General features: G+C 42.7%; 10 protein-coding genes. All 10 read right to left on the bottom strand.

The features are described 5' to 3' along the window. Positions 1-72: 72 nt before the first annotated feature. The 10 genes from PGQ33_RS01160 to PGQ33_RS01205 all read right to left on the bottom strand — a co-directional run bounded on the left by PGQ33_RS01160 (position 73) and on the right by PGQ33_RS01205 (position 11,752). A complete protein-coding gene (locus PGQ33_RS01160; protein ID WP_055282628.1) occupies positions 73-744 on the bottom strand; it encodes a DUF4956 domain-containing protein in 672 nt (223 codons plus the stop codon). Then, entirely contained in the window at positions 741-1,490 is a 750-nt protein-coding gene (locus PGQ33_RS01165; RefSeq protein WP_195502002.1) for a polyphosphate polymerase domain-containing protein, read from the bottom strand. Before PGQ33_RS01165 ends, PGQ33_RS01160 begins: the two co-directional genes overlap by 4 nt. Then, entirely contained in the window at positions 1,480-3,258 is a 1,779-nt protein-coding gene (locus tag PGQ33_RS01170) for a CotH kinase family protein (protein ID WP_270205086.1), read from the bottom strand. The genes PGQ33_RS01165 and PGQ33_RS01170 overlap by 11 nt, the downstream gene beginning before the upstream one ends. Next, a complete protein-coding gene (pelG, locus tag PGQ33_RS01175; protein ID WP_270205087.1) occupies positions 3,245-4,714 on the bottom strand; it encodes an exopolysaccharide Pel transporter PelG in 1,470 nt (489 codons plus the stop codon). The genes PGQ33_RS01170 and pelG overlap by 14 nt, the downstream gene beginning before the upstream one ends. Beyond that, on the bottom strand, positions 4,695-6,119 hold the full coding sequence (pelF, locus tag PGQ33_RS01180) for a GT4 family glycosyltransferase PelF (protein ID WP_330663197.1): 1,425 nt from the start codon (positions 6,117-6,119) through the stop codon (positions 4,695-4,697). The genes pelG and pelF overlap by 20 nt, the downstream gene beginning before the upstream one ends. Positions 6,120-6,158: 39 nt before the next feature. After that, entirely contained in the window at positions 6,159-8,003 is a 1,845-nt protein-coding gene (locus tag PGQ33_RS01185; RefSeq protein WP_270205088.1) for a DUF2194 domain-containing protein, read from the bottom strand. Next, the gene (locus tag PGQ33_RS01190) at positions 7,991-8,884 is read right to left on the bottom strand and encodes a hypothetical protein (RefSeq protein WP_270205089.1); all 894 of its coding nucleotides are present in this window, start codon (positions 8,882-8,884) and stop codon (positions 7,991-7,993) included. Before PGQ33_RS01190 ends, PGQ33_RS01185 begins: the two co-directional genes overlap by 13 nt. Continuing rightward, on the bottom strand, positions 8,881-10,992 hold the full coding sequence (locus tag PGQ33_RS01195; protein ID WP_270205090.1) for an NAD(P)-dependent oxidoreductase: 2,112 nt from the start codon (positions 10,990-10,992) through the stop codon (positions 8,881-8,883). The genes PGQ33_RS01190 and PGQ33_RS01195 overlap by 4 nt, the downstream gene beginning before the upstream one ends. Before the next feature lie 107 nt (positions 10,993-11,099). Continuing rightward, positions 11,100-11,453 carry a hypothetical protein gene (locus PGQ33_RS01200; RefSeq protein ID WP_195502007.1) on the bottom strand — a complete coding sequence of 118 codons (354 nt, stop codon included), beginning with the start codon at positions 11,451-11,453 and terminating at the stop codon, positions 11,100-11,102. A 113-nt stretch (positions 11,454-11,566) separates the two neighbouring features. Then, a complete protein-coding gene (locus PGQ33_RS01205) occupies positions 11,567-11,752 on the bottom strand; it encodes a helix-turn-helix domain-containing protein (protein ID WP_195502008.1) in 186 nt (61 codons plus the stop codon). Positions 11,753-11,756 lie beyond the last annotated feature (4 nt).

Below are 11,756 nucleotides of genomic sequence, written 5' to 3' on the forward strand. Positions count from 1 at the left end.
TTTTATATTTCATTGTCCTATATGAGGGTAGCATATCATCTTAATGAATCAACCAGTTATAGTCTTTTCATTTTATCCGTGATACTCTCCATTATACTGGATCAATGTAATATCTTCTACATTTGTGATCTTCCGGATCTTCTCTGTGAAATCGAGATCATTCTGCCGACAGAATACCTCAACTGCCATCTCTGTTTTCTCCCCACGCATCGTCTTTGACTTTATGAAGTATTTCATTCTGCCAAAGCTGCGGATGATCTCATCACCGGCTTCATCTCCCTGATAATGGATCACGGCGATATAGATTCTGCCTTTCTGCTGCTTATGATAAAACAGATAAATCATAATGATCATAACCGCTGCTGCAATCAGTGCCAACGGATACATTCCCGCTCCAGTCGTGATACCTGTCGTGATCGCCCAGAAAAGATAGAGCAGATCCATCGGATCCTTCACCGCCGTACGGAAACGTACGATAGACAATGCACCGACCATACCAAGGGAAATCACGATATTCGTACTGATTGCCAGAGTAACCATGCAAGTGAGAAGTGTCATGCCGACCAACGTAACTGCAAAGCTCCGAGAGAAGATCACCCCTACATAAAACTTGCTGTAAACCATATAGATCACTGCTCCGAGAAGCAACGCCACGATCAGCGAAATTGCCATCTTCGGTGCATTAAAGCTGTCAAATACGCCGGATTCCAGCACCGACTTCTTAATCATATCTTGTATACTCATAATAGTTTTCTCTCCTGTGTTTCATTCCAATATTCAAATCCATATAAATACTGCGATTTTTCATAACAGAGTACATATTTTGATACTGCTGTGAATTCTTGTGCATTTGGCGGAAGCAAGTCACGCACGATCTGTGGAAGCATCTCTGTGAATTTCACTTCCATAACCAGTTTCCCCGGTTCAAGCACCGGAAGTGTCGGAAGGGACGGATCAAAGATGTCATAACTTCCGACCGCTGCCCTCACATCACTGTCAAATGTAATCCTGACTGTCCCCTCATCCATGATCCACGGTACACGGTCATAGTCAACGATCGTGCGTGGACGCATGAGATTGCTGACACATTCCACATAAAATTCTCTGCACAACGGATACGGACTGCTTAACAAAAATTTATAATCTCCATCAAGGATCTTATAGAATTCTTCCTTTGTCAGAGGAGCACTTTCTTTATAAATATAACTTCCGAATTTCTTCTTCCGCTCCAGCTTGATCGAACGGTCACTACAATCATAAATACGAATCCTGTATTTTTTTCGCATCAGGACACCAGATTCCTTTTCCGCATAAGCGCTGTTGAAATAATCTTCAAAATAGAGGCTGCGGATCATATAACCATTTCCCTTTGCATTTGGATCCTTTTTCAGCAAATGCTTCATCCTCAGCTCCAGCAATTCTTTCTCACTGGTACTGATCAGATATTTCCATTCATTACGGAAGCGTTCTTTTGATAAATCATTCCTCATAAATATCTTCCTCAACATTTTGGCCGCCTGTAATGTAGAAACATTTCATACCATAATTCTTTCCAGCGTCTGTTATATAATAATCAAAAGCATCCTGCGTCTGTCCAGATGTATTTGTCGCACGGACACGCACAAAATACTGACCATCTGCCGGAACTGTAGTCTCCGCTTCCGGAATTTGAATATTATTCTTACGAAATACAATCTCATTAAACTTATAATCTTTTGCCAGTTCAACTGTGTAAGTGACCGTCTCTGCATCAAAGTCATACGATGCGTCCCAGTTGAACTTCAAAATATTTCTCTCGATTACCGGTTTTCCGATAAAAAACGGCATTGGCTTTTCCAGGCTCTCCTTATAAAGTTCATAATTTTGTTCTACCTCTGAAGGGATTGCCGATGCAATTGTTTCATACTTCGCTTCAGTCAACGGTGCATACATCTGGTCCGGCATCTGATTTAAATACTTCTGAGTAACTGTACGATATTCCTCTATCATACTACTGATCCGATCCACACTGAGATAGGATCTCAGATCCTGGATCGCCGCGTCAAGTTCCTCACGGAAATCCTCCGACTGCAGACATCTTTGAAAGAGAACATTTCCCCAGTAATTACTGACTCCACATTCCCAACTGCCTTGATCGGAACGGTTTTTAATGTTATATTCGGTTCTCATGAAAGAGGTATCATTATCCCACGCGATCAGATACCATATATTTGAATTCTGTGGACTATATAAATATGTATTACGATTCTGTGTATCCACATTTCCGGTCAGTATCTGATACGCCATCCAGTACGTCAGATTCTCTCTGTCAAAATATTGATCCAGGATATCCTCAATCGGTTGAGAAGTATCATTCAGATCTGTCAGCATTTGAATCAGTTTCGTATGATCTGAATCTCCTTTGATCTCCAGGAGCTTTTCAAAGGCTTTCTGGTCATAGGTCGGATCGTCTTCTTTTTTTATTACATCTTCATAGCGGAAAAACTCAAACGAATTAATTTTGTACAACTGTCCCTTCGAATCCATTCCATGGTTCTTCATTCCTGTCTTGTTGAGCTGTTCCACCTGTGTGTACAATCCATAGTCCTGGAATTCTGAGCTGTCCCCCTCGGTAAGATCTCTTACATATAAATGTACAAACTGGGTTCTAAGTGACATCAGCTGCGGTATCCCTTTCAGAAGATCGTAGGACAGCTTATTACGGAAACGCATTCCATCTGTCTGATGTTTATTCAGATTGATCGTGCGCTGTCCACGCCAGGTTCCCTTATTCTTCTTCAGCTCAATCTTATAGTTTTTCTGCGAATTACGGCTCGATGTCTGTCCTCTGATCTGCACGGTAGCATTCGGCACATTTTCACCATATCCAACCTCCCCGCTCTGCGGACCTGACTCATCACCAACCTGAAGAAGCGCCGCTGTCTGGTAACGTTCTACTCCCATCTTGTCATAATCATAGGCCGAATAACTGTTAATCTCCTTCCAGGTATGAGCCGTTCCCTCTGAAGAATTTCCACGGGAAACGGTGAGATACATCGTCACAACACTTGTCTCGTCATCATTTTCATAGAGACTATCCTTATCCCTGAGGTGAACGTCGTTGATATCCTGTGTCTCTGCCTTTTTTATCTCTTCCTGTTGTTCTGTCTGTTTCTTTGAAGTATCCCCTGTTTTCTCCGGGGTGGTACATCCCGTCAGGCAACAGGACATTCCTAATAAAAGGGCACATCCCAACGCAAGTAATCTATATTTTTTCAAGCTTATCTCCCCTCTCTATTTTCTCTTCCAAAAAGCATCCAAGCCGTGTGAAGAAACCTGTTTTATCCTCTGCCACAATCGGCTGTACGCTCAAAATATAATACGGAAGTTTTTTTATAAAATATCCAAGACGCAGTGTACAGATCAAAAAGAACACTGCACTTCCCAGTAAAAATCCAAACCCATAATACACCTGTGGGAAGAATAAAGACACACAGGTAAATGTCGTCGTACACGCGGCGAACATTCCTGTTGCAAATAATGCTCCCTTGTAATCTGTAAAATAAAGTAAGATCAACATCATTGTGTTAGCAATTGCATAGAGTCCATAGCCGACGCAGAGTGTCCTAAAATATCCTTCCATAAGATCATTAAATCCAAGCGGAAGATATGTCAGAAGCAGCTGTCCGATCGAAATCGCCAGTGCCGTTGTAAGTAGCTGCTTTAACGCCGTATATTTCAGCTCCATGTTTAAAACCTTTCTCATCTCTTTTCCCGCCTGCAGGATATCCTTGATTTCTCCCTTGTCATTAAACAAACTATAATAATTCCGATATTTCGGATAGAAATTCACTTCCACAGATACAACGAAATTAACGGTTGTAATAAGAATCGTCAAATAGGCGATCATCGCAGGTACATCATGATACGGTGCACCATAAAATAATCCCTGAACATGTACACGGATCGGTCCGCACCACATGATAACAAGATGTGCAAATAGTCCGATGTTCGTGAACAAGCCTGTAAACGCAAGCGGAAGGAACTGATCCACCCAGCGTAAAAAGAAAAATGCACTGATCTCTCTCTGCGGAAAATAACGGTACAACAGCGTCACATCCCAAAGCAGCATGATTCCATAACCGATCGTAACTGCGATCATCAACGCCTCTACATGTGGAATCCCAATCAGGATCAATAGGAATCCGACCAACAATGATACCGCTACCGCTGTAATAAATGAAATAAGAATCCCTTTGTAATCCTTGATCGCTGTCAGATAACTCATCGCATTCCAGGTGACGATCAATTCTCCGAAAAACTCCAGGCACAAAAACTGATCGATCAGATTGATTCCTGAAAACAGAAGAAAAATCCCATACATGATTCCGCCGACTACAAGCAGGATCGCTGTTGAACCCCAGAAAGAAGAAAGCACCGCCTCGTAGCGTTCTTCATACAGCATGTCCGCAATATATCTCGTCACGACCATAGAGAAAAAACTGGTCACGGTCAACGAAGCGAGAAGTGTGTAAGTAATCATACAGTTCAGAAGTTCCCGGTTATGTCTCGTCGCACCGGTATGATCGCAGATAAAAGCGATTCCTACCAACAGCACGATACCGAGCAGCATCGGACCTGTACAGATCACTCCTGCATACCCATACGCTTTTGCCGTCGCTGCAAGTCCGCGCTTCTGGAATAATTTTTTTAACTCAAATCCGATTCCGGCCATCTGCCTCTTCCACCTCCTGATACATCTTCCGGTACTTTTCAAGCATTTCTTCTTTTCGATAATATGCTTTCACTCGTTTCTGTGCATTCGCCCCCATGCGGAGTCTCCGAGCTCTGGAAGCGCACATCTGATCCATTGCCTGCGCAAGCCCCTCTCGATACATCGGTGGAACACAATATCCTGCTTTTCCGTATCGATCCTCCTCGTTACCATTCAGAAGCTCCCTGCAGCATCCTACATCTGTAGTCACACAAGGCCGCCTTGCAGCAAATGATTCTAAAACAGACAGCGGCTGTCCTTCCGATATACTCGTCAAAATTGTAAAATCCAGCTTCTCCATATAAGAGATGATATCCACTCGTCCTGTAAAGATCACATTTTCCAGATGAAGCTGATCGACCAGCGCATAACACTCCTGCGCATACTCCTCATCATCGACGCCTCCCATAATGTGGAGACGCACATGTTCTCTTGTCGTGCAAAGCTCATAAAACGCATAGATCATCGTCTTGATATCCTTGATCGGTGCCAGACGCACGATCGCACCGATGTCAACCCATCCGTCTTCCTCTTTCAATGGAATAGGGGAAAGCCTTTCATAGTTGATTCCGTTCTCAACGACACGACATTTCTCCTTGTCACATCCCATCTGGATCTGTGCATGCATGGCATTGGTAAATAATGCTGAGACTAGAAACGCTCTCGTATAAATAATATCCGACAGCATATAGAAGAAAGAAATCCACTGCTTTTTAAATGCCGGCTGTACCCATTTTGCACGAATGATCTCTTCTTCACGCTCTCTTGTGTATATTCCATGCTCTGTCAGCAGCACTTTCTTCCTATAAACATACCCGCCCAGGCATGCAAGAAGTCCGCCATATCCTGTACAGATTGCATGATAGACATCTGCCTTGGGCACTTCACTTCCCATTAGATAAAGGACCGGAAGCAGCATAGAACGCATTGTGTGAAATGCATCCGCAAACGGAGTATATGGATAATCTTTTATACAGCACTCCGTCAATATATTCAGGAATTTCTCACTTCTTAAAAAAGACATAGGATTCAGCTTCTGGTCATGATAGAGCCGAAACAAGATTTCCCAATTCGGGCGTCTACACAGCATCAGCTCTTTCAGGCTGTTCGTCTCTTCCTCTGTAAAGGCATGAAGCATTTTTCCAGAATCCTTCAGCCGCAAAGCGTCATCCAGAAAGACCTCGTGAACTTCTACAACATTTTTCGGAAGCTCGTAGACAAATTTCCCTTTATCCTTCGCATTTGCCCCAATCACCCACAAAACAAACTCATGCTCTTTCATTTCATTGATATACTGGTGCATCCAGGTGGATACACCTCCAAATATGTAGGGATAACACCCCTCCAATATGAGACAGATTCTCACAATTAACTCCTTATCTGTCGCGTGTTACCGCTTTGTATTTCAATCTTCTAATTTCTCAATAGTTACTGTTGGTTCCTTTGCCTGAAGCAGATAGAGATTTCCTGTCAGATGTGTAAGTTTTCCTCCTGAAACTTCACCTGGTGTTCCTTCATTGATCCTCACCATAAAATATGCTTCATCATAGAAGTTTTTAAGCTCCAATTCTATAGACCGCTCTGTCACTGTCTTTGTGAATGTAACCGCTCCATAACGCTGGATCGCACCGGATAGTTCTGAACCGGTGAGTTGTCTCAAGGACGGTGCCGAATCCACCAGCCAGTCCATATAATCAGCGAGGTTGCCCTTCATCTTTTCCCAGCCAAGCGCCGCACCGCGGTCTTCGTCCAGAAGATCATCCGGATGAATAAAATGACTGTTCACAAAATGCATATTTAATTCCGACAGTGCCGCCATCTTCATATAATTATCGATAATTGCACCGGAGATGATACGCGGCTGTTCTACAATCCCATCCTTTGCAACTTCAAATTCCTGCACATACGCAAACTCACCGGTGAAATAATTACTGGCGATCGTCCGGATCTCCGGGAAATCTTTCGCGAGCATCTCCCTTCCTTCTGCTGATAATACATTGGACGGCGGTACATAGACTGACATTGATACACTGGGAAATGTATCCTCTCCAAAATGGATCAATTCTTTTACAGCCTTTTTCATGGCCGCCTCATTTTTCCATGTATCATACGGAAGCACGTCACCATAATCCACATTTGAAAGACTCAACGGCTGATGATTGTATCCATGATACCCGAGTTCTCCACCTTGATGAAGCAGCATATTTCCAAAATACTGAAAACGTCTGGTATCCTTCTGTTTCTTAATCGTTCCATCCGTCGCATCCTCATAATTTTCAATAATCACACCGGTATAGCGAACGTTGTGATTAGATGCAAGCTCCTGCATATCCGGCCACCACACATCCATATAGAAATCACTAATGCTCATTCCATAGTCCCGCTTCACATAAGTACCATCTCCCTCCGGAACCGGTGACGGAAAGTCATCCAGATAAAATGCTGATCCATTGATCACCGGATAAACCCCCACATCAGTAAGGAGACTGTAGGAAGCCGCATAGAATCCACGCACCGCTTTCTCATACAGTCCAAAGTTGTCTACTACAAACTTCCCTTTTCCATATTGGTTCTCCCAAATGACAGGCTGACCGTTTTTTTCATTGACATGCGCATAAACCTTCGCATTCTCACTCAGCTGCACTGCCCAGGCAGAGTCATACGGATCCGTGATTGCATAAGCCTGTCCGCCGCCAAGCATAAATTCCGGTTCAAAATAAATACTGTCTACAAGTATATTGTCATATCCGGAAGAAATGATTCCAAGCTTCTGCTCAATCACTGATGAATACGCTGTTTTCTGAAGTGTCAGGGCAAAAAGTACATTCCCACCCTCTGACACCCAATCACACAGTTCCATAAGATTCTCTTTCAACGGACTTACATCGCTCAGTAATACAACAACCGTTTCATAAGCATGATAATCTGGAATAGAGGATGCACTCTGCAGGTCTACCACATCTGTTCCAACCTTCATATCTTTAAAAATTTGTTGAAACTGCTCCCATGCAGCCACACTCGCCTCATCTTCACTGTTACGAAGTACCAGACAGGTCTTCGGCAGTGATTTCGCAGCCATCTGTTCCGTAACCACTTCTTCCTGACTGATATATGCGACTTTTCTGTTTTTTTCAGTATATTGAATTCCACTTCGTTCAGCAAAAAGGACGATCGCGATCATCAGAAATACACCCAGGATCACCAGCATACTTTTAAACGGAAATGTTTTCAATGATTTTAATCCAGCCAAAAAGCCAATACCTCCTTACTCTTAGACGACAGATAGATCTGCTCCTCTTTCATCTGTCTTAAACACTGCTGCAACTCCGCTCCCTTTTTTCGTTCTGCCAGATACCGGATCTTCAAAATCCAGAACTCCTCTTTCCGATGCCATTTCTGATCCATCAGCCCTAGAATCTCTTCCACCTGAACATAATCTCCTGTTTTCATCAGATTTTGGAACAGACGCACACATGTGGAAAGCGTCGTTTTCACCTTCAGCTTTTGTCTTAAAAGACGGATATAACGTTCCCTCTGTTCTCTCTCCATCTGGGCTTCCAGAATCCCCTGATTCAGATACTCTTCCATAAAATCACAGTACTGCTCCAGGATCTCCGGATCGTCCGGTGATTCCGCATACAGCTTCTCCATCTTCTGCAAACGAAAATCATATTCCTTGGAAAGTTCAACCATGGCTGTGATCGCATAATGGACAACCTCTACATCTTCATTCATGCGGGCCTGTTTCAGAAGATCCATATATTCTTCCGGATCATCATTTAACACATCCATGATCAGTTCACGGCGCACTCTCGGTTCGTTAATCAAAAGTGCTTCCTCTAACGGAACGATCTTTTTGTCCGTATCCGAAACTGCCTGAAAAATATTTTTATAAATCTCTTCATTTACACGAAGCTTTTCCACTCCCGGTTCTATCCTATTGTCTCTTCTGGTCAGCATTTGCAAATGCAAAAGCAGCACGCACACTGTTCCCCAGAAAGGGACGAAGATCACAAGTGCCATCAGATATTTTTTCACCTTCAGCAGATGTGTCTTTATCCCCAGCCAGACCAGCACACAGCAGACAATATGTAACAGGATCAGGAATACTCCAAGCACTGTCTGAATCATAATTTTTCTCCTGTATTTGCATTCTCCACGGTATCGATCTCATGACAGACGAAGCCGTTATTTTCCAGTCTTGCAAGAATGATCGGCAAGGAACTTCTGTCCGTCTGTGAAAGAATGAGGAAGATCTCTCCTTTTTCAGAAATCCCCCTGACATCATTTTCACGGACCGAAGCCTGTAGCGCTGTGTCTGCCTCTTCCAGTGTCATCTTCGGATACTCCAGCTTCAAAAGCACATAGGATGCCCGATTCTCCTCCCTCATAGAATGGAAGGAATACAGCCGTTCTTCAAAATACTCCTGCTTCAATATACGTGTACCCTGCACGTACTGCCTGTTCTTGATTGCCTCCTGATATTCCAGTGCGCGCAAAAGTGCTGTTTCTACCAGACCGCAGAGAATCTGGAACAGATTCAGATAATAGAGGGAAAGCTGTTCATTTCCCACTTCCTGAATGAAAATCAGCATCACGAGCTCTCCATCCTTGTGAATCCCGTTCATATACATCGGATAGCCGTCCAGGAAATTCCGGTTTACCCACACCTTTCCGGACACAATCGTCTCTTTCGCTTCCAGATAATCATCCAGACAAATGGATTTTTTCAACACATCTGTCATTCCCTGGGATGCGATCTCAAGACGTCCATAGCTCTGATTCTTTCCAACTGAATAAATCGCAAATGTATGATTCTCAAGAACTGATTCCATCACATGCAGAGTTTCAATAAAAAGCTCCTGCGGAAGAATGATATCCAGTTTTTTCGTAATATCAAAAATCTTACCAAAGCTGTCACGGCTTCCCAGAATCTGCTTCTTGTACTGCCGTTTATCAGAAAGCGTCTCCTGATACATTTCTCTCATAAACAGAAATTTATCCAGGATCAGTTTATTCTCCTCTTTCATGAATTGAATATTATCGCTGTTTTTCAGTCGGATGTAACCACAGATCGCGCCGACTGCAAAATAGAAGATAAACGGAATCCAGTTCGAAGGTTCGTAGAAAAGTGTCGTCCAGCCGATCCCGGTTTTCGTATATGCTGCCAGCAATGAAAGTGTTTCCAGCCCCGCTGCAGCAAGCCCGTAATTAATACCGTACAGACTGCTGAACAGCACGATGTAAACAAGCCTCAGATCGATCATCTGAAACTGCACCTGATTTCCCGCCACCCGGTTCAATGCTTCAAAAACAAAAAATGTGAGCAGCAATTCCGCGATTTTCACGATTTTATCATGTACTTTCAAAAAAGTTTTTACTACATCGATCTTCCGTGTCTTATGGTTCGTTTTCTCACAATAATCCTCATAAATTTCTGTGAGATCCTCCAAAAGAGAAATCTTCGGAAACCAACCGTATTCATTTCTCAGAACGTGGTCATCAGATATCCCATCCCGGATCAGCACATCTGACAAATAGGTAATGTTTGCAGCCGGAAACATCTGTGCCAGTCTCTCCCCGAACTGTTGAAAAGTAAAATGAAATACCTGCGGAACCTGAAGACAGGCGCTCCCCTCTCCCCAGTTATCAAAAATCTTGTATAATAAATCCCCAAGATCACTCAAAGCAAGAAAATGCATCTCCTGTGCCGGTGCTTCTTCAAATGTAATCTGCTTCTTATTGATCACAGTTGAGAACAGCTTGAAAAAATAATCCTCCTCATAAGTACCGGAATAAAGATACGGCGCACGCAGAATCTTGACAGCGATCTGATGCAGCTCGCCGTATTGCCTGCAGAACTCTTCTGCCGAGCGGACCATCAGCGTCTTTCCTGTTGTATCTTCATATAAACTATCCGGTCCTGTAATATACAGAAGCCTGGAATTCAGATTCCCCTTATAGTAATGTAATAGCTTGCGTAAAGTCTCAATCTCACCCTCCATCGTCCCATGAAATGTAAGATAATTAGAAAAATAAATCACTCCCTCAAATTCATATGTCTTGAAAATGTCTTTGAATTCTTCCTCCGTCTTCGGCATCGGGTATACCGATAAGCTCTTATTGCGATTTGACTTTTGTTCAGTCTCTCCAAGAAGAAGGATCTGACACTCAGGGAAAGCCTCCTCGATAAATTCTGTTGTAATATATCCGATATTTCCGGTCACCAGTAATTTCATACGTCACCTCGTAATCATATATTGCGCATTTCTATCATTTCCAACCTATCATTTATGCAGAAGGTGTATTTTCTTTTATCCTCTTTTTGTCTTTATACATCTTCTCGTCAGCACAATGGATCAGCTCCGGCAGATTCTTTTCCTCTGCATCTGTCCAGACATATCCCATTGCAACAGAGATAGGAATAGCTCACTACATTTCCATAATAAAATAAAACGAGTGCTATAATGCTGAAAACGCAATATGCTACACATCCATTAATAATTCTTTGCAATTTAAGATTTGTGATCTCCGCCTTCGTAACACCGTCGGAAGCATCAATCGTCCACTCACCTTCCGGGGCACTTACTTTTCCTGTAAAAATTCTGTCGGGAGCATTCTCATATCTCCCGCAAATATATAATGCAGCTACCATAAAGAAGATAATTATAAGAGTAACTGCAGTATGTATCTTTTTCATAATCATTCTCTCTTATAATATTTTTTGCCATTCCGGCAGATATAATCGCGTCAGCATAACTGCCGAACAATTTTTTATTATACCATAGATTCTCATTTTTGAGTTTATTTTTTTCACACGCCCTTCTGTCTACTTCTTTTTAAGCCTTCCTCACCAAACTCATTATAATTATGAATCCATTGTCGAATCTGTCTAGCACTTTTAACATTATATTTTTTTGCTAGTGCTTTTGAACCAACACCTAAACTTAGATGCTCTAGAACAATTTTTTTCTTAAGCTCAAAGTTATATTTTGCCATAAGA

The sequence above is a fragment of the Coprococcus sp. AM100_B19A genome, from assembly GCF_027662015.1.
Lineage (GTDB): Bacteria > Bacillota > Clostridia > Lachnospirales > Lachnospiraceae > Allocoprococcus > Allocoprococcus comes.

What these genes read in the sequence shown, in the direction of transcription:
- PGQ33_RS01160 (WP_055282628.1), bottom strand. Translation starts at nt 744, where the DNA reads ATGAGTATACAAGATATGATTAAGAAGTCGGTGCTGGAATCCGGCGTA.
- PGQ33_RS01165 (WP_195502002.1), bottom strand. Translation starts at nt 1,490, where the DNA reads ATGAGGAATGATTTATCAAAAGAACGCTTCCGTAATGAATGGAAATAT.
- pelG (WP_270205087.1), bottom strand. Translation starts at nt 4,714, where the DNA reads ATGGCCGGAATCGGATTTGAGTTAAAAAAATTATTCCAGAAGCGCGGA.
- PGQ33_RS01190 (WP_270205089.1), bottom strand. Translation starts at nt 8,884, where the DNA reads ATGATTCAGACAGTGCTTGGAGTATTCCTGATCCTGTTACATATTGTC.
- PGQ33_RS01195 (WP_270205090.1), bottom strand. Translation starts at nt 10,992, where the DNA reads ATGAAATTACTGGTGACCGGAAATATCGGATATATTACAACAGAATTT.
- PGQ33_RS01200 (WP_195502007.1), bottom strand. Translation starts at nt 11,453, where the DNA reads ATGAAAAAGATACATACTGCAGTTACTCTTATAATTATCTTCTTTATG.
- PGQ33_RS01205 (WP_195502008.1), bottom strand. Translation starts at nt 11,752, where the DNA reads ATGGCAAAATATAACTTTGAGCTTAAGAAAAAAATTGTTCTAGAGCAT.